The sequence below is a fragment of the Phreatobacter sp. genome, from assembly GCF_016793595.1.
GTDB lineage: Bacteria > Pseudomonadota > Alphaproteobacteria > Rhizobiales > Phreatobacteraceae > Phreatobacter.
Map to the genome: position 1 here is coordinate 83,514 of NZ_JAEULY010000001.1, position 20,385 is coordinate 103,898.

At 67.9% G+C, this 20,385-nt stretch carries 23 protein-coding genes and 1 tRNA gene; 11 read left to right on the forward strand and 13 right to left on the reverse strand.

Going from position 1 to position 20,385, the window contains the following annotated elements:
• Positions 1–56: 56 nt before the first annotated feature.
• Positions 57–464: a DUF2147 domain-containing protein gene (locus JNK84_RS00520; RefSeq protein ID WP_293419131.1), complete on the reverse strand. Its 408-nt coding sequence runs from the start codon at positions 462–464 to the stop codon at positions 57–59.
• A 214-nt stretch (positions 465–678) separates the two neighbouring features.
• Here JNK84_RS00520 and JNK84_RS00525 point away from each other — a divergent pair, with 214 nt between their 5' ends.
• Positions 679–960 (forward strand): hypothetical protein, encoded by a 282-nt coding sequence (locus JNK84_RS00525; protein WP_293419134.1) that lies wholly within the window; start codon positions 679–681, stop codon positions 958–960.
• A 2-nt stretch (positions 961–962) separates the two neighbouring features.
• On the opposite strand, the gene JNK84_RS00530 is transcribed toward JNK84_RS00525, so the two are convergent.
• The 6 genes from JNK84_RS00530 to JNK84_RS00555 all read right to left on the reverse strand — a co-directional run bounded on the left by JNK84_RS00530 (position 963) and on the right by JNK84_RS00555 (position 6,864).
• Entirely contained in the window at positions 963–3,326 is a 2,364-nt protein-coding gene (locus JNK84_RS00530; protein ID WP_293419137.1) for a hypothetical protein, read from the reverse strand.
• A gap of 43 nt (positions 3,327–3,369) precedes the next feature.
• A complete protein-coding gene (locus JNK84_RS00535; RefSeq protein WP_293419140.1) occupies positions 3,370–4,590 on the reverse strand; it encodes an MFS transporter in 1,221 nt (406 codons plus the stop codon).
• 146 nt (positions 4,591–4,736) lie between these two features.
• Positions 4,737–5,075 (reverse strand): hypothetical protein, encoded by a 339-nt coding sequence (locus JNK84_RS00540; RefSeq protein ID WP_293419143.1) that lies wholly within the window; start codon positions 5,073–5,075, stop codon positions 4,737–4,739.
• A gap of 148 nt (positions 5,076–5,223) precedes the next feature.
• Complete coding sequence (locus tag JNK84_RS00545; RefSeq protein WP_293419146.1) at positions 5,224–6,006, reverse strand: SDR family NAD(P)-dependent oxidoreductase; 783 nt, start codon at positions 6,004–6,006, stop codon at positions 5,224–5,226.
• A gap of 104 nt (positions 6,007–6,110) precedes the next feature.
• Positions 6,111–6,416: a SelT/SelW/SelH family protein gene (locus JNK84_RS00550; RefSeq protein ID WP_293419149.1), complete on the reverse strand. Its 306-nt coding sequence runs from the start codon at positions 6,414–6,416 to the stop codon at positions 6,111–6,113.
• A gap of 7 nt (positions 6,417–6,423) precedes the next feature.
• Positions 6,424–6,864 (reverse strand): MerR family transcriptional regulator, encoded by a 441-nt coding sequence (locus JNK84_RS00555; protein ID WP_293419152.1) that lies wholly within the window; start codon positions 6,862–6,864, stop codon positions 6,424–6,426.
• Between the two features lie 169 nt (positions 6,865–7,033).
• Here JNK84_RS00555 and JNK84_RS00560 point away from each other — a divergent pair, with 169 nt between their 5' ends.
• Entirely contained in the window at positions 7,034–7,522 is a 489-nt protein-coding gene (locus JNK84_RS00560; protein WP_293419155.1) for a hypothetical protein, read from the forward strand.
• Between the two features lie 84 nt (positions 7,523–7,606).
• On the opposite strand, the gene map is transcribed toward JNK84_RS00560, so the two are convergent.
• Positions 7,607–8,440 (reverse strand): type I methionyl aminopeptidase, encoded by an 834-nt coding sequence (gene map / locus JNK84_RS00565; RefSeq protein WP_293419158.1) that lies wholly within the window; start codon positions 8,438–8,440, stop codon positions 7,607–7,609.
• Between the two features lie 132 nt (positions 8,441–8,572).
• The gene (locus JNK84_RS00570; protein WP_293419161.1) at positions 8,573–9,472 is read right to left on the reverse strand and encodes an NAD(P)-dependent oxidoreductase; all 900 of its coding nucleotides are present in this window, start codon (positions 9,470–9,472) and stop codon (positions 8,573–8,575) included.
• A gap of 138 nt (positions 9,473–9,610) precedes the next feature.
• On the opposite strand from JNK84_RS00570, the gene JNK84_RS00575 reads away from it, so the two are divergent.
• Positions 9,611–10,651, forward strand: coding sequence for a LacI family DNA-binding transcriptional regulator (locus tag JNK84_RS00575; protein ID WP_293419164.1), 1,041 nt, complete (start codon positions 9,611–9,613; stop codon positions 10,649–10,651).
• An 8-nt stretch (positions 10,652–10,659) separates the two neighbouring features.
• On the opposite strand, the gene JNK84_RS00580 is transcribed toward JNK84_RS00575, so the two are convergent.
• Entirely contained in the window at positions 10,660–11,109 is a 450-nt protein-coding gene (locus JNK84_RS00580; RefSeq protein WP_293419167.1) for a DoxX family protein, read from the reverse strand.
• Positions 11,110–11,278: 169 nt separating this feature from the next.
• Here JNK84_RS00580 and JNK84_RS00585 point away from each other — a divergent pair, with 169 nt between their 5' ends.
• The 4 genes from JNK84_RS00585 (at position 11,279) to JNK84_RS00600 (ending at position 14,965) form a co-directional block, all read left to right on the forward strand.
• On the forward strand, positions 11,279–12,196 hold the full coding sequence (locus JNK84_RS00585; RefSeq protein ID WP_293419170.1) for a LysR family transcriptional regulator: 918 nt from the start codon (positions 11,279–11,281) through the stop codon (positions 12,194–12,196).
• 156 nt (positions 12,197–12,352) lie between these two features.
• Positions 12,353–13,597: a flavin-dependent oxidoreductase gene (locus JNK84_RS00590; protein WP_293419173.1), complete on the forward strand. Its 1,245-nt coding sequence runs from the start codon at positions 12,353–12,355 to the stop codon at positions 13,595–13,597.
• Between the two features lie 25 nt (positions 13,598–13,622).
• Entirely contained in the window at positions 13,623–14,018 is a 396-nt protein-coding gene (locus JNK84_RS00595; protein WP_293419176.1) for a bleomycin resistance protein, read from the forward strand.
• 41 nt (positions 14,019–14,059) lie between these two features.
• Positions 14,060–14,965, forward strand: coding sequence for a DMT family transporter (locus JNK84_RS00600; RefSeq protein ID WP_293419179.1), 906 nt, complete (start codon positions 14,060–14,062; stop codon positions 14,963–14,965).
• Positions 14,966–14,969: 4 nt separating this feature from the next.
• Here JNK84_RS00600 and JNK84_RS00605 read toward each other — a convergent pair whose 3' ends face one another.
• Positions 14,970–15,425 carry a cupin domain-containing protein gene (locus tag JNK84_RS00605; protein ID WP_293419182.1) on the reverse strand — a complete coding sequence of 152 codons (456 nt, stop codon included), beginning with the start codon at positions 15,423–15,425 and terminating at the stop codon, positions 14,970–14,972.
• A 181-nt stretch (positions 15,426–15,606) separates the two neighbouring features.
• On the opposite strand from JNK84_RS00605, the gene JNK84_RS00610 reads away from it, so the two are divergent.
• Positions 15,607–16,287 carry a DUF2848 domain-containing protein gene (locus tag JNK84_RS00610; protein ID WP_293419185.1) on the forward strand — a complete coding sequence of 227 codons (681 nt, stop codon included), beginning with the start codon at positions 15,607–15,609 and terminating at the stop codon, positions 16,285–16,287.
• A gap of 143 nt (positions 16,288–16,430) precedes the next feature.
• Here the strand turns inward: JNK84_RS00610 and hmgA are convergent, their stop codons facing one another.
• The gene (hmgA, locus tag JNK84_RS00615) at positions 16,431–17,801 is read right to left on the reverse strand and encodes a homogentisate 1,2-dioxygenase (RefSeq protein WP_293419188.1); all 1,371 of its coding nucleotides are present in this window, start codon (positions 17,799–17,801) and stop codon (positions 16,431–16,433) included.
• Positions 17,802–17,905: 104 nt separating this feature from the next.
• Entirely contained in the window at positions 17,906–19,132 is a 1,227-nt protein-coding gene (locus tag JNK84_RS00620) for an MFS transporter (RefSeq protein WP_293419203.1), read from the reverse strand.
• A gap of 204 nt (positions 19,133–19,336) precedes the next feature.
• Between JNK84_RS00620 and JNK84_RS00625 the strand changes: the two genes are divergently transcribed.
• The 3 genes from JNK84_RS00625 to JNK84_RS00635 all read left to right on the forward strand — a co-directional run.
• Positions 19,337–19,410: transfer RNA gene (locus JNK84_RS00625), tRNA-Gly, on the forward strand.
• A 103-nt stretch (positions 19,411–19,513) separates the two neighbouring features.
• A complete protein-coding gene (locus JNK84_RS00630; protein ID WP_293419191.1) occupies positions 19,514–20,158 on the forward strand; it encodes a hypothetical protein in 645 nt (214 codons plus the stop codon).
• A gap of 68 nt (positions 20,159–20,226) precedes the next feature.
• The coding region (locus tag JNK84_RS00635) for a GTP-binding protein (RefSeq protein ID WP_293419206.1) at positions 20,227–20,385 on the forward strand (159 nt) is incomplete at its 3' end.

The window sequence follows — 20,385 nt, forward strand, 5'->3', positions numbered from 1 at the left end:
TCCGGCTGCCGGGCTTTGAGAAGGGCGGCCGCGAGCCGCCCTTGTCGTTTCAGGCCTCAGTTCACCCGCGTCCAGGTCTGCGAGCGGCAGATCATGCCACCGAGGACGCAGCCCGAGAGCGACATGGAATTGGCCGACGGCATCGTCATCCGGCCATTGTAGGTCTTGCCGTCCTGGAAGTTGTAGAGCGTGCCCTGCCAGGCGTTCGGGCCATTGGGGCGCATGGTGATCATGCGCACGCCCGCAAGCGCGCGCGTGCGCAGCGAGGCGTTCTCGTTCTTTTCGTCGGTCGTCTGGCCGCGCACCGAGACGATGGTGCCGCAGATCTGGCCGCCGCAATCGGCGAAGCGCACGCGGGTATCGCCGGACTGGCTGACGAAGGTGCCGGTCGGGCTCTGGGCCAGAACCGGGCCGGCGGCCAGGACGAGAGCGAGCGCCGCGCCGGCAAGGGCGATGGTCTTCATGGGATTTCCTCCACGGCGCGTCGGTGGCAAGCGCGCCTTGCCAGCAATGTCGCGCGGCCCGCGCCGGCCGTCCAGTGCCGGTGGGGCACGCATGCTTAAGGCTGACGTAGCGTTAATCGATCGTTGACCCTTGGGAAGCACACTGCCGCGAAAGAGGTAGCCGGCGGACGCCCTGTCTTTTTCTACCGTGCTGCTGCGTGATCGGAGGTCGCCCATGGTGATGGTCCTCGCCGAGGCTGATGCCCCGTCCATCGTGCCGATGGAGCTGGAGAACTATGCGCCGCGCGAACTCGGCACGCTCTATGCGGCCGGCCGCGTGGTTCCGCGCGACCTGGTCGCCGCCCATATGTGGTTCAACATCGCGGCGCTGCGCGGCGACCGCGAGGCCGCCGCGCAGCGCCAGGAAGTCGCCGCGGAGATGAGCAAGGACGAGATCGCGCAGGCGCTCGGCTGGGCCCGGGCCTGGCTCGAATCGCAGGCGCCCGTGCGGGCCTGACCTCAGCGCTTGCCGCGCACGGTCGCCAGCGCGGCCCACAGGTTCTCGGCGCTGAAGGGGCGAAAGCGGAAGACGATCTCATGCCGGCCGGGCGTCAGCTCGACGCCGCGAAACAGCACGTTGGCGCGCAGCAACGGCCGGCGCTGGCCGTTCACGGTGACCTCCCAGCCGGGATAGTCGAGATCGTGCAGGACGAGGATGCTGGCGACCTCGGTCTCGGCCACCAGCCGCACGGAGTTCAGCCGGTAGTCGGCAATGGCGACGCGCCCGGGCGTCGGGCGACCGGGATCGTCGGTCGCGGGAGGCACGGCCTCGACCGGATCGCTGCGCGAGATCAGCACCTCGGATTCGATGTCGAAGGCGGGAATCTCGCCCGCCGATAGTATCGCCTCGACGTCGATGGCGCGATAGCGCGCCGCCAGCAGGGCGCGCGGCGCCGCCCGGGGCAGGCGATAGATCCAGTAGGGAGGGCCCTGCATCAGGGTTTCGAGCCGGGGACGTGGCAGGCTCGCGGGCATCTCGCCGAGCGGCTTGTCGAACATGACGAGTTCGATGCCGAGAAGGCGGGCGAGCAGCGAGCGATAGCCGCGGAAGGTCTGCGGGAAGGGCCGCAGGCGCGGCTCGTGGGCGGTTTCCGCGGCGCCCGTCGCGCGTTCGTAAAGCGCGAAGCGCAGCGGATTATAGCCGAGCGTCGCCTCGATCCCGTAGGTCATCCCGGCATTCTGCCAGCCGTTTTCCGGCCCGAGGATTTCGACGCGCGGCCGGCGGCCGGCGGCATGATCGCCGTTCGAGGCGGCGAGCAGGATCGAGAGCGCCGCGCGATCGGGCGAAGGCTCGTCGCGGAACACGGCATAGACGGCCTTGGCCTCGGCATTGATCGGCGTCGTGACGTTGTGGAAGCCGAGTTCGGCGATCGCGAGGGCCGCGAGGGCCGTGGCGGCGAGCGCAACCCTTTCGGGCGCGCGCAACTGGCGCAGCAGCCAGAGCGCGAGGATGCAGACGGCCGCCCCGCTGCCGAGCGCCGCCAGCGCGACGGCGAGGTGGGCCGGGGATGGCGCGCGGGCAAGGGCGAAGCCGGTGCCGACAGCGGCCAGCGCCGCGAAGGTGGCGAGCGCGATCCGGTTCACGCGCACCCGTTCGCGCATCGCCGCGTCAAGGCTGCCGCCGGCGATCATCGCGATGGCGAGGATGAGGATGAAAGTGGCATCGGCCGGCCGGCGATAGAGGGATACGCCCGGAATGAGCTCAAAGGCGAAGCGGAACAGCGGCGTGTGCGCGCCGAGCGCGTAGACGAGGCTCGCCGCGCCGAGGCCCGCGAAGAAGCGCAGCCCCGGACGGAACGCCGCGCCGCCCGCAAGGCCGATGCCGGCCGTGAGCAGCGTTGCGACCATGCCGACATGCAGAAAGTTCACCGAGCGGTCGGTCCAGTCGAAATTCGGCCAATGCGGCGTGCCGGGGCCGAAATAGAGGTCGGTGCGCTGCAGTCCGCCGAAGATGTCGGCCGCGAACAGGCCAATCAGGTTGAACGGATCGAGCGAGCCGTAGGCCGCGGTCTGGAAGGCCACCACCGGCCGGTTGGAAAAGGCCGCGAACTGGAGCGTCAGCAGGAGCGGCACGGCGAGAATCGCAGCGCCAACTATGCCCATCAGCAGAATGTACGGCCCCCGCATGCGCAGCCAACCGGCAAGCGGACGATGCGTGGCCGCATGGGTCAGCGCGAAGGCGACCAGCACGAGGCAGTTGAGGAAGGCGATCTGGTCACGCCCGAGCGCCATCACTGCGGCGGCGCATCCGAAGGCGAGGGACCAGCGCCAGGAGCGGCGGTCGAGGGCGAGTTCGAGGAACAGGAGGCAGACCGGCAGCCAGGCATAGGAGACGACGAGACCGATATGCTGGAGCCGGCCCATGGCCGGCCCGCCGAAAAAGACGATGGCGGCGGCAAGCACGGCCGCCTGCGGCGCGAAGCCCCGGCGCGCGCAGAGCGCGGCGGTTGCGACACCAGCGCCGGCGAGGTGGGCGAGCGCGATCGCGTCGAAAGAGCCCATCGAGGCCTTGGGCGCGAGCCATGCCGCGATCAGGAAGGTCGGCGAGAACAGCAGCGATTGCGGGTCGGCGACCGAGGGAAAGCCGGAGAAATGGTAAGGGTTCCAGAGCGGCGGCTCGCCCTGCGCGAGGGCCCGGCCGACGAAGCGGAAGAAATTGTAGAACTGCGACTTGGCATCCCACGGAATGGTGACGGCTTCGAGCGAATAGGCCGCGACAGTGACGCCCCAGAAGGCGAGGATAACGGCGGCGACGGCCAGGGTCTCGCGCCGCGTCCATGGGCGCGGATTCCCGGGCAGGCGGTCGGTTTTCGTGTCGCTCACGCGCCGCTTGTAGCCGAGCCGCCCGGGCACGGATATGGCGGCATCACGCGGCGGCCTTGCGACGCTCGGTTTCGATGTCGGGGAGGAAGATGGTCAGGAGCCCGATCAACGGCAGAAACGAGCAGATGGTGAAGACGAAGCCGATGCCGCGCACATCGGCGATCTGGCCGAGCACCGCCGCGCCGATGCCGCCCATGCCGAAGGCGAAGCCGAAGAACAGGCCGGAGATCATGCCGACCTTCCCGGGCACCAGTTCCTGCGCGTAGACGAGGATGGCGGAAAAGGCCGAGGCCATGATCAGACCGATGACGACGGTGAGGACGGCCGTGCCGACCAGGCCCGCATAGGGCAGGACGAGCGTGAAGGGCAGGGCACCGAGGATCGAGCCCCAGATAACCAGCTTGCGGCCGAACCGGTCGCCGATGGGACCGCCCAGCAGCGTGCCGGCGGCGAGCCCGCCGAGGAACAGGAACAACAGGAGCTGCGCGGTGGAGACCGACACGCCGAAGCGCTCGATGGCGTAGAAGGTGTAATAGCTGCCGAGGCTGGCGATGTAGATGTATTTCGAGAAGATCAGCAGCGCGAGCACGGTGAGTGTCCGCAGCACAAGCCCGCGCGGCAGGGCGGGCGGCAGCGCCACGGGCGCGGAGGATTTGGCCGCCGCGGCGCGCTTCCCGGCATACCAGGCGCCGACACGGGCGAGCACGACCATGCCGGTCAGCGCGAGGGCGGCGAACCAGGCAAGGCTTTCCTGGCCGCGGGGCAGGATGATGAAGGCGGCGAAGAGCGGTCCCGCCGCCGTTCCGACATTGCCGCCGACCTGGAAGAGCGACTGCGCGAGGCCGTGCCGGCCGCCTGACGCAAGGCGCGCCATGCGCGAGGATTCGGGGTGGAAGATCGCCGAGCCGAGCCCGACCAGCGCCGCGCCGACCAGCAGCAGTCCGTAGCTGGTCGCATAGGCGAGCACGAACAGGCCGGCGAGCGATGACCCCATGCCGACAACCAGCGAATAGGGCTGGGGTCGCCTGTCGGTATAGAAGCCGATCAGCGGCTGGAGCAGCGAGGCCGTGCCGTTGAAGACGAGGGTCAGAAGCCCGATCTGGCCGAAATCGAGGCCGTAATTGTCCTTCAGCAGCGGATAGATCGCGGTGATCAGCGACTGCATCACGTCATTGAAGAAATGGCAGAGGCTGAGGGCTGCGAGGATGCCGAAAGTGGTCGTTTCGGCGGCGGGCCGCCGGTCGCCGGCAGTGGCGGTGGTCACGGCATCATCCTCCCGCGGGGATGAATGCCCGCAGCGTCGCCGCCTCGGGAATGGCGGTCCACGGGATACAGGCTGACGAGACGCCATGGGTCAACGCGCGCGACGCAGGGCGGCCCGGCGCGCAGGGCGGGGCTTGCTGCCAGTCTCTACTCGGCCTCGGGTGCGCCCGGCAGTTCGAGCTCGGCCGCGACCGATTTCATGATCTCGATCTGGCGGTCGAGCGCGTTGGATTCTAGCGGGCCCTCGAAGACGATGTCGACGGTGAAGGCGCCGAGATTGCGCGCCACCAGCGACAGCACGCGGTTGGAGGCCTCCTGCCGCTGCCCGGCGTCGAGCTGCTGGGCCGGCGAGGCGCCGACAAGGCAGCCGCGCTTCCCGGCGGCGGCCGCCGGGCTGGCCGCGAATGCGCCGAGCGCGACGATGCAGCCGGCGATGAAGGTCGTTCTGAAGACGTCGCGCGCCGTGATGGCTTGTCGAGCAGGCATTTGTCCGGCTCCTGACGATAATCGTGACGACAACCCGCCGCAGTCGGGAAGGTTCCGCGAGGGTCACGTCGACCGAAGCGGGGGCTGATCACTTGTCAGGAGCGGATGAGGCAGTCTTCGACCTGGCTTGCCGCAATGCCGAGGCGCGTCAGAACACGGTGTAACCGCCGTCGATGACCAGCGTCTGCGCCGTGTGATAGCTCGACGCGCCGCTCATCAGATAGACCGCGATGCCGCCGAAATCGGACGGCTGGCCGAACCGCCGCACCGGAATGCGCGGCGTCACGGCGCCCGCGAATTTCGGATTGGCGAAGGTCGCCTCGGTCATGTCGGTGGCGATCCAGCCGGGCAGGATCGTGTTGGCGGTGACGCCGTAGCGGGCAAGTTCCACGGCAAGCGCCCGCACCATGGCGTTCACCGCGCCCTTGGACGCGCCGTAATGCTCGTTGAAGGCCGCGCCGTCGATGGAGGCGACCGAGGATGTCGCGATCAGCCGGCCACAGGCGTCGCCCGCCTTGGCGCGCTCGATCATGTGTTTCGCCGCCACCTGGAAGCAATGCATGACGCCCTCGACATTGGCGGCCATGACGCGGCGGAAGTCCTCGACGGGACGGTCGACGAACGGCCCCTTGCTCGCACCGGTCACGCCGGCATTGGCGATCATGCCGTCGACGCGGCCGAAGGCCTTGAGCGTGGCCGCGAAGGCGGCTTCGACCGAGGCGCGATCCGTGACGTCGACGCCCTGCGCCTCCGCCCGCGCGCCGAGCGCCGAGAGCCTGGCCACCGCTTCGGCGTTCTTCGCCTCGTTGCGGCCCCAGACGGAGATGGCGCAGCCGGCATTGGCGAGCGCCTCCGCCATGCCGAGCCCGATGCCGCCATTGCCGCCGGTGACGACCGCCACGCGGCCGGTGAGATCGAAGGGATTGGCCATGACCTGCTCGCTCGCTGCTGTTTCGCTGTCGGGCGTCAGGGGAGCGTGCGCGGGCGGGCGGCGTCAACGCCGCCGTGCGGGGGAGGGATGGCCGGCCGACGGTGTCAGGAAGCGGCCGGCCGGTCGAGATGGCCGAGGTCGCGGCCGGGATCGAGCCGGTCGCGCACGCGCTGCTTCAGCGCCCTGGAATCCGGGAAGCCGCCGTCGCGCTTTCGTTCCCAGATGAGGTCGCCGTCATAGGTGATCTCGAAGACGCCGCCGGTGCCGGGCCTGAGCGAGACCTCGCCGAGCTCGGTGCCGAAGGTCGAGAGCAGTTCCTGCGCCATCCAGGCCGAACGCAGCAGCCACTGGCACTGGGTGCAGTAGGTGATGGCGATGCGCGGTCTGGCCGCATTCGGGGCATCGGACATGACGGCCTCAATGGTGCGCGTGATCGCAGAGGTCGTGGTCGGCGAGCACTTCGATGACCCGGCACTGGCCGATCGAGCCGTGGCCACCGCAATCGACCATGCGGGCGATCTCGCCGCGCAGCGCGGTCAGGCGGGCGATGCGACCGTCGATATCGCCGAGGTGCCGGCGCGCGATGGCGTCGGCATCGGCACAGGGCCGCTCCGGCTCGCCGGCCAGCGCCAGAAGCTGGCGGATTTCCTCGATCTCGAAGCCGAGGTCGCGGGCATGGCGGATGAATTTCAGCCGCCGCACGTCGTTCGCGCCATAGGTGCGACGGTTGGATTCGGTGCGCGGCGCGGCGTTCATCAGGCCGATCTGCTCGTAGTAGCGGATGGTCGGCACCTTGACCCCGGCAGTCCGTGCCAGCGTGCCGATGGGAAGGGGTTTGGTCGATGAAAGACCCTTCATGGTGGCGCTCCCGATGCTCCAGTCACTGGAGGATTTAGGCACTGGGCGATCCGAATGGAAGACGGTTCGGCTTCGCCCCGCTCTCCGCGCCATGCAGCCGTCATTCATCTGCCGGCCATTCTCGCGACATGAAGAGCGCTATGATCCGCGAGCCTCACCGGAGGCTGCCATGGCCCGCTTGCTGACCCGCCCGCTCGTCCTTGCCGTTCCCGCCCTTGGCCTCGTTCTGGCGGTTGGCATCGCGTCCGCTCAGACGACCCCGCCCATCGTGCCCGTCAATCCGTCCGCCGTGCGCGACAGCGAGGGCGGCCGCTTCGTGCTGCGCGACATTTCCGGCGGGTTCCTGCGGATGGACAGCCGCACCGGCCAGATTTCGACCTGCACGCAGGCATCCGGCGCCTTCACCTGCCGGATGGCGGCCGACGACCGCACCGCTCTCGATCAGGAGATCGAGCGGTTGCGCGCGGAGAACGAGGCGTTGAGGCGGAGCGGGGCGACGGCCCTGGCTCGCCCCGGCCAGTCCGGCGACCAGGGCCTCAACCTGCCGAGCGACGCCGAGGTCGATCGCGCCCTGTCGCTCGCCGAGCGCATCTGGCGGCGCCTGCGCGGCATGATCCGCGAGGCCGAGCAGGACATGCCGGCCGATCGCCGGCTTTAGAGAAGGCTTTGCCGTCTCTGTCCCATTGCTCCACCGCATTTTCCTGACGCGAACCGGTCCCCACTTCGCTTGAAAATGCGGTTGTCAGGCCGCGCGGCGATAGGGCGGCTTGTCGAGGCCTTTCGGCGAGAGGGTGAAGACCTCGACGCCGGTGTCGGTCACCGCCACCGTGTGCTCGAACTGCGCCGACAGCGAACGGTCGCGCGTCACAGCGGTCCAGCCGTCCGACAGCACTTTCACATGCGGGCGGCCGAGATTGATCATCGGCTCGATGGTGAAGAACATGCCGGGCTTCAGCAGGCTGCCTTCGCCGGGGCGGCCGAGATGGACGATGTTCGGCTCGTCGTGGAACATGCGGCCGAGGCCGTGGCCGCAGAAGTCGCGCACCACGCTCATGTGCTGCGGCTCGACGAAGCTCTGGATCGCGTGGCCGATATCGCCGACGGTGTTGCCGGGCTTCACGGCCGCGACGCCCAACATGAGCGACTCGTAGGTCACGTCGATCAGGCGCTCGGCGCGGCGCGGCACGTTGCCGATGGCATACATGCGCGAGGAATCGCCGTGCCAGCCATCGAGGATGAAGGTCACGTCGACATTGACGATGTCGCCGTCGCGGAACGGCTTCTCGTTCGGCATACCGTGGCAGACGACGTGGTTGATCGAGGTGCAGCAGGAGAATTCGTAGCCGCGATAGCCGAGCGTCGCGGGCAGCGCGCCGTGATCGAGCGCGAACTCGAAGACGAGGCGGTCGATGCGGTCGGTGGGGACGCCTTCCTTGACCTCGTCGACCAGCATGTCGAGGCATTCGGCCACGAGCCGGCCGGCCTTGCGCATTCCGGCGAAGGCCTCCGGCCCGTAGAGCTTGATCTGGCCGTTCTTGCGCAGCGGCGCGGTGCCGGCATCGACATAGGAAACCAAGGGCAATGTCCTCGAAATACGGCGTGGGCGGAGAGGCCACCCCTGTCAAAAATCTGCGGGAAAAATAAGCAAATTGCCTGCCCGCGCAAGGTTTGCGCGGGCAGGGCAGCGAGGCGGGGCCCCGATGGAGGATCAGTCCACGAGGTTGACGCCGTTCCAGCGCGCGACTTCGTCGGAGAGCATGGGCACGTATTTGCCGCCATTGCCCTGAGCCTCGGCCATGGCGAAGTAGTTCTTCACGGCATTGCCGAGCGGATTGGCGATGCCGGAGGCCTGCGCCATGTTCGCGCAATAGCGCATGTCCTTGTGGGCGTTCGACAGCGTGAAGCGGTGGGCGTTCTCGTCGCGCTCGACCACATATTTGAAGAAGGTCTGGAAGAAGCCGCAGTCCATGCGCCCGCCGCCCATCACCGCGTTCACCGCCTTGGGCGTGACCCCATTGGCCTTCGCGACGGCGAGCGCCTCGGCATAGAGCGCCGCATAGCCCATCGAGACGAAATTGTTGACGATCTTCATGGTGTGGCCGGCGCCGGTCGGCCCGACATGGATGACGCGTCCGGCGAAGCAGTCGATCACCGGGCGCACGCGGGCCAAATCCGCGTCCGCGCCACCGGCCATGACGTCGAGCTTGCCTTCCCAGGCCTCCTTCGGCGTGCGCGACAGCGGCGCGTCGAGGAAGATGATGCCAAGGGGCGCCAGTTCCTCGGCGAGGCGGCGGGTCAGGGTCGGCTCGGAGGTGGAGGTATCGACGATCACCATGCCCTTGCGTGCGCCGGCCTTCAGGCCCTCCGGCCCGTTGACGATGGCCTCGACCTGCGGCGCGCCGGTGACGCAGAGAAACACGATGTCGGAGGCCTCCGCGACGGCTTTCGGGCTCTTCGCCTCGTTCGCGCCGCGCTTGATGAGATCCTCGACCGGCTCGCGGTTGCGGTTGGCCATGACGGTCAGGGGGTAGCCCTTGCCGACGATATTGGCGGCCATGCCGTGGCCCATCAGCCCGACGCCGATGAAGCCGATCCGTTCCTTGCTCATGCTCATGTCCTCCCGGAGCGTTGTTTTGCCGAAGTCTAGACGGCAACCGCCACAGTGGACGAGGGGTAAAACGATTGAATTTGTCTTTCAAAATTTGAAATCGGGTTTTAAGCTCCGCTCGAAATTCAGGAGGGCGCGATGAACGACGCCATCAATGAACAGGTCCGGCCGGGGCGCGTGACGCTGCAGCAGATCGCCGGAGAGCTCGGGGTTTCCACAGCCACCGTCTCGCTGGCGCTGCGTTCCAGCCCGCTGGTGGCGGAGGCGACGCGCGACAAGGTGCAGGCGCTCGCCCGCAAGCTCGGCTATGTCTACAACCGCTCGGCGGCGAGCCTGCGCACGGCGCGTACCCATATGGTGGCGGTCGGCGTCAACGACGTGGTGAACCCCTATTTCGGCGAGATTCTCGCGGCGATCGAGGAGACGCTGGCGGGTTCCGGCCACACCGTCCTGCTGGGCACCTATTCCGACGATCCCGTGAAGCAGGACCGGGTTCTGGCGACGCTGAAGGAATATCGCCCCGACGGCATGATCCTGTGCCCGGCCAACGGCTCGACAGGGGAGGCGTTGTCCTCGATCGCGGCGGCGGGCATCCCGATCGTCCAGATCACCCGCGAGATCGAGGGTGTCGGGCTCGACGTGGTGGCCTCGGACGACGTGGCGGCGACGCGCATCGCGCTCGACCATCTCTACGATCTCGGCCACCGGCGCATCGCCATCGTCGGTGGCACCGACGAGATGTCGACCGGCCGGAACCGGCGTCTCGCCTATCGAGCCTGGATGAGTGCCAAGGGGCTGCCGATCGATCCGGCCGCCATGGTGGTCGGACTCGGCACGCGCGACACCGGATTCAGAGCGATCCAGCAGTTGCTCGACCTGAACGAAGCGCCGACCGCCTGCATCTGCATGAACGACCTGATCGCCTTCGGCGTCATGATGGGTCTCAGGCAGCGCGGCCGAGAGGCTGGCCGCGACTTCTCGGTGGTCGGGGCGGACGACGTCAGCGAGGCGGCGCTCTGGGCGCCGGGACTGACGACCGTCAGCAATCATCAGACGGAAATGGGGCGGCGGGCCTGCGAGCGGGTGCTGGTGCGCACCGTCAATCCCGCCTTGCCCGCCACCCGCATCATCATTCCGCCGACACTGGTCGTGCGGGGGAGCACGACCAGCGCTGCGTAGGCTGGCGATCAGGCCGCGCGCAGGCCAGCGGGCGCCTCGGACTGCCAGAACAGCAGCGGCCGCGAGCGCAGCGCGAAGGCGCCATCGCCAGCCAGCGCGTGGGCAATCGACGCGGCGATCAGGAAGGCGGGATATTCCCAGCCGCCATTCGTCGCCGAGAACAGCCAGCCGTTCGGAACGTGGACCATCATGGCGGCGGCCATGACCGGGATGAGCAGGACCGAGACCTGGCGGCCGTAGATGCCGGCGAGGATGAGGATGCCGCCGATCAGTTCGGCCGCGATGACCGGGCCGGCGAGGAAGGTCGGATGGCCGAGCTGGCCGAGGAAACCGGCAAAGCCGGCGACGCCGAAGACGAAGACCTTCAGGAGCGCGTGAGCGATCCACATGATGCCGAGCGAGGCGCGCAGCACGAAGAGACCGTAGGGGGCGGTGCGGGTATCGAGCGAGGAGGACATGGGCGTGGTCCGTCGGTTCAAGGTCGAGGAGGGAAGGCGCGGCGGGATGCCGTCGTCGCGCAAGGTGGGCAGTCCACGCGCGCAAGTAAATTGACTTGTCTGCAAGCATTTGATTGCATGATTGCAATTTGACCGAGGCGGATCGATCGCCAATGCCAATGGACCTCGCATGACGCCGCTCGTTTCATGGGACGACTACCGGACGGTGCTGGCGGTTTCGGTCGCTCGCTCGCTGGCGGGAGCCGCCGATCAACTGGGCGTCAACCAGTCGACCGTCTTCCGCAGGCTCGGCGCCATGGAGGAGCGGCTGGGGGCGCGGCTGTTCGAGCGCAGCCGCACCGGCTATTCGCTCACCGCGGCGGGCGAGGGCATGGTCAGGCTCGCCGAGAAGATGGCCGAGGAGATCACCGATTTCGAGCGGCAGCTGACCGGTCAGGATCTGAGGCCGCAGGGGGATCTGAGGGTCACCACCAACGATACGCTGGTCGTGCACCTGTTGACGCCGATCTTCGCTTCGTTCCGCAGGAAGTTTCCCGAGATCACCCTCGACGTGGTGATTGGCAACCAGTCGCTGAACCTGTCGAAGCGCGATGCCGACGTGGCGATCCGCGCCACCAACGATCCGCCGGAAACGCTGGTCGGGCGGCGGCTGGCGGCGGTTCCGTGGGCAATCTATGGCGCCGAAAGCCTCGGCATCACCAGTCTCGACCCGGTCGACTACCGGTCGCATTCCTGGATCGGGCTCGGCGACAATCTGTCCGGCCTGAAGCCCGCCCGCTGGCTGGTGCAGAATGTCGGCGAGGACAGGATCGGCTGGAAGATCAACACCGTGCTGGGGCTGGCCGAGGCGGTGGCGGAAGGGGCAGGTCTCGGACTCCTGCCGTGTTTTATCGCCCAGACCTTCCCCAATCTCGTGCCTCTGTCCGAACCGAAGCAGGAATTCTTCGGCGCGCTGTGGCTGCTGACCCATCCCGACCTGCGCGCGACCGCGCGCGTGAGGGTGTTCATGGATCACGTGGCCGCCGAGATCACCAAGCGGCGCGGCGAGATCGAAGGCGAGCACCTGTCGACGGCCAAGGCGGGCTGAACCGCCACGCGCGGGCCGCCGGCCTTAACCCTTGCAGCAGATGGCGGAGTGGGGACCGCCGGTTTCGCGCCGGCGGCGGCGCTGCCGGCCTTGCCTGTCGCCGCCGCCCAAGCCAAGATGAACGCTGATCTTTTTGCCTTCGCGTAGGAGCGTTCCATGAAGGCCATCATCGTCGGCGGAGGCGTCGGGGGACTGACCACCGCCCTCATGCTTCAGGCGCGCGGCATCGACTGCGAAGTCTACGAGCAGGCCCCGGAAATCCGCGAACTCGGCGTCGGCATCAACACGCTGCCGCATGCGATCAAGGAACTCGACCTGCTCGGTCTCCTGCCGCGCCTCGACGACGTGGCGCTCCGCACCCACGAACTGATCTATACGAACCGTTTCGGGCAGGAGATCTGGCGCGAGCCGCGCGGCCTCGAGGCGGGCTTCGACGTGCCGCAGTTCTCCATTCATCGCGGCCGCCTGCAATCGGTCATCTATCAGGCTGTCCGCGCCCGTCTGGGCGAGAGCCGCATCTTCACCGGGCACCGGCTGGGATCGTGGCGCGAGGACGAGGGCGGCGTCACCGCCTGGTTCTTCGATCGCGAGGGCCGGCATGTGCGGACCGCCAGCGGCGACGTGCTGATCGGCGCGGACGGGATCCATTCGACGGTGCGCCGCAAGCTGTTCCCGAACGAGGGGCCGCCGGCCTGGAACGGCGCCATGCTCTGGCGCGGTGCCGTCGACTGGCCGGAATTCCTCACCGGACGCTCGATGGTGATCGCCGGCGGCATGAACGCCAAGCTCGTGGTCTATCCGATCGCCGAGGGGCTCGCCCCCGGCCGGAAGCTGACCAACTGGGCGATTCTCGCGAAGGTTGGCGCGGGCGGCGCGCCCCCGAAGCGCGAGGACTGGTCGCGACCTGGCCGGTTCGAGGACATCATGCCCTATCTGAAGCGCTTCAGCGTGCCCTATCTCGACGCACAACGGATGATCGAGGCGACGCCGGAGTTCTGGGAATATCCGATGTGCGACCGCGATGCGCTGCCGCGCTGGAGCCATGGCCGCGTGACGCTGCTGGGGGATGCCGCCCATCCCATGTATCCGGTCGGCTCGAACGGTGCTTCGCAGGCGATCCTCGATGCCCGCTGCCTCGCGGACCTGCTGAAGAATGCCGATCATCCGGTGCAGGCGCTCTGGGCCTACGAGCAGGAGCGCCTGCCGATGACCGCTGAGATCGTGCGCATGAACCGCAAGGGCGGGCCGGAAGGCGTCATCGACGCGGTGGAGGAGCGCGCCCCGGACGGCTTCACCGACATCGACAAGGTGCTGACCTTCGAGGAGCGCAAGGCGATCGTCAGGGGCTATGCCTCGACGGCGGGATTCTCGCAGGACAAGGTCAACAGGCGGGCGGCATAGGCGGACGGGTCGCGGGGCGAGAGCGATGGGCGAGGGCGGTGAACGGCTGCGAGGCTTCAGCGCCGTTTTCACGGTGCGCGATGTCGGCGCGAGTCTCGCCTTCTACCGGGAGCGCCTCGGCTTTGCCGTCCAGTTCCAGATGGGTGAGCCGCCGAGCTACGCGATCATCGAGAGCGGCCCGGTTTCGCTGCACCTCATGCCGGCCGCGCAGGCTGCTGCCGCGCTCGGGCTGTCGAGCATCTATGTCTATGTGCGGCATGTCGATGGGCTGCATCGCGACTACGTTGCGCGCGGATGCGCCATCGAGGTGCCGCCGGAGGACTTTTTCTATGGCATGCGCGAGATGTCGCTGCGCGACCCGGACGGCAACAGGATCACCTTCGGCGAGGAATCCGTACCCTTCACCGCGCCGGACGCCTGACGCGTCGCCCGCGCAGGCGCTCTGATCGGCTGCTTTTCGCCATGACCAGTTCCACGATGCGCCAGGCCGCGCTGCTGCTCCTCGGCTGCGGATTCTGTCTCGGCGCGACATTTCCCTTGCAGAAACTGGCGGCGCAGGCCGGCGTGCCGCCGGCGTCCTGGGTTTTCGCCATGACTTTCGGCGCGAGCCTGTTCCTGCTCGTGCGCGCCTATCTCGCCGGCAGGAAACCGGGGAGATCGCGCGCCGATCTGACCTACTACGTGGTCGCCGCGCTGATCTCCTTCGTCATTCCCAATCTCATCGTCTTCATTTCGATCCCGAAGATCGGCGCCGGCCTGACGGCCGTCATGTTCGCGCTGTCGCCGATTATCACGCTGCTGATCTCGTCGGTGGTCTATCGCCGCCGGCCCGACGCGATCGGCGCGCTGGGCCTCGCGCTCGGGCTGGCCGGCGCGCTGATCATCATCGGGTTCAGGGGGGCGGGTGCCCCGGGCCAGTCGACGGCCTTCGGCTGGGTCGCGCTCGCCATGCTGATCCCGGTCTTCCTGGCGAGCGGCAACGTCTACCGTTCCGTCGCCTGGCCGCCTGGTGCCGATCCGCTGGCCCTCGCGGCGGCGACCAATCTGGCGGCCGCCGGCATGTTGTTCGCGGCGGTGTTCGCCAACGGGGAGGGGGGGGCCGGCCTCGCCCTGATCGGCACGGTGCCGCTGCTCATGGCCGCCCAGATCGTCGCGACCGCCCTCATGCTCGCCATGCATTTCCGCCTGCAGCAGGTCGGCGGTCCGGTCTATCTCAGCCAGATCGGCTATGTGGCGGCGGCGGTCGGGCTGGTCGCGGGGACGATCGTGCTCGGCGAGCGCTATCCGCCGGCCACATGGGCCGGCGCGCTGATCGTGGTGGCCGGCGTCGCGCTGGTGACCTGGTCGCAGGCCCGTCCGGCCCGCTGATGCCTCACGCGCCGGGAGGCGGCGGCAGGAACACGACCTCGTGCTTGGCGGAGAGGGCGACGACGGCGTCCGGCGTCTGCTCGGCCATGGAGTGGATGCCCCAGAACAGATCGTAGAGCCGACGGGTCGGCGAGACCCAGAAGAAGCATTTCACCGTCTGGTCCGACTTGTTGAAGATGCCGTGGGCGAGGCCCATGGGCAGGCGGATCACGTCGCCCGCGGTCGCGACGAATTCGCGGCCTTCGAGGACGAGGTCGAGCCGCCCCTCCAGCATGTAGATGAACTCGTCCTGCGTCGGGTGGATGTGCGGCGGAACGAAGGTGCCGGGCGGGAAGGTCGCATGCCACGACATCGAGTTCTCGCTGACCTGCTTCGGCACATAGGTCTGGCCCAGAATATTCCAGACGATCCCGTCCATGCCGGTTCCGGCCTTGGTCACGCCCGCGGTCATCGGCTGCATGATAGTTCCCCTCATTGTCGGTCGGCGGGATCAAAGCCGAACGCTGGCAGCTCCGCAACTTGCGTCGGCGGTTAAGCTTAGCGCCGGGCCCGGCCGCGTCATGGGCGGCCGGCATTTGCGAGGATGGCGCGGCGGCGGCCGGCGGGCTATGGCTCGGGTCCGTTCGACAGGGGCCACTTCCATGCTGACCTTCACCCGCCATGCCGGCGACCGCACCGATCGCATCTCCCTCGACCTGGAGACGCTCGTCATCGCCGGCTGGGCCGGCCGCGATGCGGCGGCGATCGAGCATCACATCCATGAACTCGCGGCCATCGGCGTGCCGCCGCCCTCGTCCGTGCCGGTCTTCTACCGGGGCGGGGCGGCGCTGGTGACGCAGTCGAGCCGTGTCGAGGTGTTGGGGCCGGATTCGTCCGGCGAGATCGAGCCGGTCATCGTGTCGCTGGCCGACGGCCTCTGGGTGACGGTCGGCTCCGACCACACCGACCGCAAGGCCGAGACCTACGGCATTGCGCTGTCCAAGCAGATGTGCGCCAAGCCGGTCGGCACCGTGCTGTGGAAATACGAGGAGGTCGCGCCGCACTGGGACGAGCTGCAATTGCGCGCCCATGCCGTCATCGGCGGCGAGCGGGTGCTCTATCAGGAGGGCAAGCTCTCGGCGCTGCGCCAGCCGCTCGATCTCATCGGCAAGTGGACCGGCAGGGACACGCTGCCGCCGGCGACGCTGATGTTTGGCGGCACACTCGGCGCCATCGGCGGAATCCGTCCCGCCGCCCGTTTCGAGATGGAGCTGATCGACCCGGTCAGGAAGCGGACGATCGCGCACGCCTACGACATCATCGACCTGCCCGTCGTCAGCTGAGGCCGGGGCGCAGTTCGTTCCAATCCGTCATGCCCGGGCTCGTCCCGGGCCTCCACGAGTTCCCTTTGGCGGGTCGTGTTCAAGTCGTGGATGGCCGGGACGAGCCCGGCCATGACGCAGTAGCCCATGGCCGACCGGCAGCCTCAGCCCCGCTTCGGTTCCTTGCGCGTGGGGTCGAAGTGCTTCTTCAGATCCGTCCAGCAATCCGTGTAGTTCGGCTGGAGCGTTCCAAGCTCGCTGGCATATTTGGTCACGCGCTGGGGGAAGCGCGTCTCGAACATGAAGGCCATGGTGCCGGTCAGCTTGGACGGCTTCAGCTCCATGTTGCTGGCATGTTCGAAGGCCGTGGTGTCCGGCCCGTGCGGCAGCATGCAGTTGTGCAGGCTCATGCCGCCGGGGACGAAGCCCTCGGGCTTGGCGTCGTAAACGCCGTAGATCAGCCCCATGAACTCGCTCATCAGGTTGCGATGGTACCAGGGCGGGCGGAACGTGTTCTCGCCGACCATCCAACGCTCCGGGAAGATGACGAAATCGACATTGGCGGTGCCGGGCGTTTCGGAGGGCGCGGTCATCACCGTGAAGATCGACGGGTCCGCATGGTCGAAGAGGATCGGCCCAACCGGCGAGAAGTGCCTCAGATCGTACTTGTAGGGGTAGTAATTGCCATGCCACGCCGCGACGTCGAGCGGCGACTGGTCGATAGGCGCGGCGTAGAGTTCGCCGCCCCACTTGACGAACATGGTGGAGGGCTCCTCGCGGTCCTCGTAAGCGGCAACGGGGGTCAGGAAATCGCGGGAATTGGCGAGACAATTGGCGCCGATCGGCCCCCGGTCGGGCACCGTGAAGGCGCCGCCGTAGTTCTCGCAGACATAGGCGCGCGCCGGACCATCGACCAGTTCGACCTTGAAGACCACGCCGCGCGGGATGATGCAGATCTCGCCCGGTTCGATCTCGATGATGCCGAACTCGGTGCAGAAGCGCAGCCTGTTCTCCTGCGCGACGATCAGGAACTCGCCGTCGGCGTTGAAGAAATATTCCGACGTCATCGACCGGGTGACGAGCAGCACATGGGCGGCCATGCCGACCTGGGTGTCCGAATCGCCCGCCGTGGTGATGGTGTGGAGGCCGTTGACGAAGGTGACCGGTTCGGCGGGGAGCGGCGTCGGGTCCCAGCGGAGCTGGTCGATCGGCAGGTGGCTCTCGTTGCGGGCGTCCGGCGCGGTGCGCAGGAAGCCCTTGTCGACCTTCCGGTAGCGGCCGGAATGCTTCACCGAGGGGCGGATGCGGTAGAGCCAGGAGCGCTGGTTGGTCGCCTGCGGCGCGGTGAACGGCGAGCCCGACAGCTGCTCGGCATAGAGCCCGTAATTGACCTTCTGCGGCGAGTTGCGGCCGATCGGCAGGGCGCCGGGCAGCGCCTCGGTCTCGAACGAATTGCCGAAGCCGGACATGTATTTGAGCGTGCCGCCGCCACGGTCGTCGGTGGGCACGAAACCGGTGACATATTGCAGGGTCATGGCGCTTCCTCCGGGCTGCCGCGGCGCCGATATAGTTTCATCTGTAACTATCGTCAACGGTGCTCGGGCCGTGGCAGACCCGCAAGCCTAGCATGGATCGGCGCTCAGGCCGCCGCCCGGTCGCGGAAGCGGCGATCGAGGATCATCATGACGGCGAGGGCGGCCAGTGCCGCGCCAAAGGCGAGGATCAGCGTCGCGGTCGGGCCGGAATGGCGCATTGTCGCCGCGAAGATCATCGGCGACAGCGCGAAAACGATATTCTGCGGCAGGCTCAGCCAGCCGGTCATGGTCGCGTAGGTCTCCTTGCCGAACAGGGCGAGCGGCGCGACGTTGCGGACGATGGTGATGGCCCCGGCAGACATGCCGTAGCCGATGGCGAAGCCGATCGCGATGGCGGGTGAGGGCGGGCCGAGGATCGGCAGCAACACGGCCAGCGGCATGAGCGCGGCGGAGATGACGCCGACGGTGAGGATGCCGACCCTGCCGCCGAAGGTCATCTCGGCAAAGCGGGCGGCGACCTGGGCCGGCCCCATCAGCGTGCCGACGAAGACGGCGAAGGCGACGGGGTGGCCATAGGCCTTCAGGATTTCGACCAGCTGAAGGGGCAGGCCCCACGAGATGAAGCCAGTCAGCGAGAAGGCGGTGGCCATCAGGATGAAGGCCGCGCGGCGCTCCTCGGGCGACAGCCGTGGCGGCGCGGGCGTTCTCGCGCCAGGCCCGGCGTCGCGAGGCCGCTGTGCCTGCATCCGGCCGAGCGCCAGCAGATGAATGGGCGCGCAGATGACGACGTGCGCGAGCGCGAAGAGCATGCACATCTGCCGCCAGCCGACATTCGCCTCGAGGAAGGCGGAAAGCGGCCAGAACACGGACGAGGACAGGCCGCCGATCATCATCAGCAGGCCGATCGCCTGCCGCGCCTTCGGACCGGCGATCTGCGCCATGGCGGCGGCCGCGGCCTGCGTCAGGGCGAGCGGCATGCCGATGCCGATCAGCACCCAGCCGGCGAGGTAGCTGACAGTGCCGGTCGCCTGCGAGATGACGAGGAGGGCCAGCGCCAGGACCAGCGAGCCGGCGACCATCGGCCAGCGCGAACCATGCGCGTCGATCAGGCGGCCGAAACGCGGGGCGACGACTGCGGAGACCAGCAGCATGACGGTGACGCCGCCAAAGACGGCCTCGGCGGTCAGGCCGATATCGCGCTCGAGCGGGCCCGCGAGCATGGCGGGAATCCAATATGTAGTGCCCCAGCCGGTGATTTGCGTCACCGCCAGCGGAGCGGCGAGGGGCGCGAGGCGGATGCTGTCCGGCTTGAGAAGCGAAGGGTCGGGCATAGTCACGGGCGGAATCGGTGCGCCGATCCGTCGCTGGAGGGGGCGGACATCAAAGCGGACCGCCCGCCGCGCGCAATGCACCCGGCCGCAGGGCTGGCCAGCGTCACACGTCAAGACACGGCCGGTGGGCCCGCGCGATCAAGCACCTCCGGTGCGCCGCAGGGCTTGATCGCGCGGGCCAAATGTGGTCACTCGCCGACCGGCGCGGGTATAGCTCAATGGTAGAGCAGCAGCCTTCCAAGCTGAATACGCGGGTTCGATTCCCGCTACCCGCTCCAGTCCCCCCGCGACGGCCGGCGATTTCCCCACACGTTTTGCGCGGGCTGGCTTTCTTCCGCAACCGTGCTCTGCTATTGGCGTTTGCGGATCGGGGGTAATCGTATGATATCGCGTCGTTTTGTTCTCGTGTGCGCGGCCCTGTCGCTGGCGGCCTGCAATGCACCGTCACGCTCCATGTCGGTGGCGGAACTCAACACTTACCGCATCGCCGATATCGGTGTGACGCTCGCGCCGGGCGTATCAGGCCGCAACACGGCCTTCGAGACGGCCTTTGCCGCGTCGCGCGGCGCTGTCGTGCCGGTTCGTGACGGGACGCCGGAATCCACCGCGGTCGCGCCGCGGACCGCCAGCACGGACTATTTCGCGATCATCAGCTCGCCGGAGGCCGAGGTCTTCTACCGGCAGCGCACGATCGAGATCCTGCGCGGCGAAATGGACAAGCAGGTGGGTCGGGCGCTGCTCGGCCAGCGGCCGGCGCGCCTCGATGTGGTCATCACATCCCTGACGCTGCCGAACGAGGCGATGCGCATCCTCGTCTCCCAGCATCATGTGATGAAGGCGACGATCACCATGCGCGATGCAACAAGCGGTCAGGCGTTGATGGTCTATCCAGACATGACCATGCTGATCGACGGCGGCGGTGGACTTGTCGGCACGTTCCTCGTGCCGGCGCTGGCGGGCGGTCCGGTCGAGCGTCTCGGTGCGCAAATGGCCGGGAACTATCGCAACTGGCTCTTGCAGAATTGATCGAAAACCCGTAACCGACCGCCCACTGCGGGATCGCCCGCCATTTGGCAGCCGAAGGACCACGACCGATGGCCAAGGAAAAGTTCGAACGCAACAAGCCGCATTGCAACATCGGGACGATCGGCCACGTTGACCATGGCAAGACGTCTCTGACGGCTGCGATCACGAAGGTTCTGGCTGAGTCTGGCGGCGCGACGTTCACGGCGTATGACCAGATCGACAAGGCG

Bases quoted from the DNA above. Each gene is read 5' to 3' on its own strand.
- JNK84_RS00620 (WP_293419203.1), bottom strand. From the start codon at position 19,132: ATGCCCGACCCTTCGCTTCTCAAGCCGGACAGCATCCGCCTCGCGCCC.
- JNK84_RS00605 (WP_293419182.1), bottom strand. From the start codon at position 15,425: ATGCAGCCGATGACCGCGGGCGTGACCAAGGCCGGAACCGGCATGGAC.
- JNK84_RS00575 (WP_293419164.1), top strand. From the start codon at position 9,611: ATGAACGACGCCATCAATGAACAGGTCCGGCCGGGGCGCGTGACGCTG.
- JNK84_RS00555 (WP_293419152.1), bottom strand. From the start codon at position 6,864: ATGAAGGGTCTTTCATCGACCAAACCCCTTCCCATCGGCACGCTGGCA.
- JNK84_RS00550 (WP_293419149.1), bottom strand. From the start codon at position 6,416: ATGTCCGATGCCCCGAATGCGGCCAGACCGCGCATCGCCATCACCTAC.
- JNK84_RS00540 (WP_293419143.1), bottom strand. From the start codon at position 5,075: ATGCCTGCTCGACAAGCCATCACGGCGCGCGACGTCTTCAGAACGACC.
- JNK84_RS00595 (WP_293419176.1), top strand. From the start codon at position 13,623: ATGGGCGAGGGCGGTGAACGGCTGCGAGGCTTCAGCGCCGTTTTCACG.
- JNK84_RS00590 (WP_293419173.1), top strand. From the start codon at position 12,353: ATGAAGGCCATCATCGTCGGCGGAGGCGTCGGGGGACTGACCACCGCC.
- JNK84_RS00585 (WP_293419170.1), top strand. From the start codon at position 11,279: ATGACGCCGCTCGTTTCATGGGACGACTACCGGACGGTGCTGGCGGTT.
- JNK84_RS00560 (WP_293419155.1), top strand. From the start codon at position 7,034: ATGGCCCGCTTGCTGACCCGCCCGCTCGTCCTTGCCGTTCCCGCCCTT.
- JNK84_RS00545 (WP_293419146.1), bottom strand. From the start codon at position 6,006: ATGGCCAATCCCTTCGATCTCACCGGCCGCGTGGCGGTCGTCACCGGC.
- JNK84_RS00600 (WP_293419179.1), top strand. From the start codon at position 14,060: ATGACCAGTTCCACGATGCGCCAGGCCGCGCTGCTGCTCCTCGGCTGC.
- JNK84_RS00570 (WP_293419161.1), bottom strand. From the start codon at position 9,472: ATGAGCAAGGAACGGATCGGCTTCATCGGCGTCGGGCTGATGGGCCAC.
- JNK84_RS00525 (WP_293419134.1), top strand. From the start codon at position 679: ATGGTGATGGTCCTCGCCGAGGCTGATGCCCCGTCCATCGTGCCGATG.
- JNK84_RS00630 (WP_293419191.1), top strand. From the start codon at position 19,514: ATGATATCGCGTCGTTTTGTTCTCGTGTGCGCGGCCCTGTCGCTGGCG.
- JNK84_RS00520 (WP_293419131.1), bottom strand. From the start codon at position 464: ATGAAGACCATCGCCCTTGCCGGCGCGGCGCTCGCTCTCGTCCTGGCC.
- hmgA (WP_293419188.1), bottom strand. From the start codon at position 17,801: ATGACCCTGCAATATGTCACCGGTTTCGTGCCCACCGACGACCGTGGC.
- JNK84_RS00580 (WP_293419167.1), bottom strand. From the start codon at position 11,109: ATGTCCTCCTCGCTCGATACCCGCACCGCCCCCTACGGTCTCTTCGTG.
- JNK84_RS00610 (WP_293419185.1), top strand. From the start codon at position 15,607: ATGCTGACCTTCACCCGCCATGCCGGCGACCGCACCGATCGCATCTCC.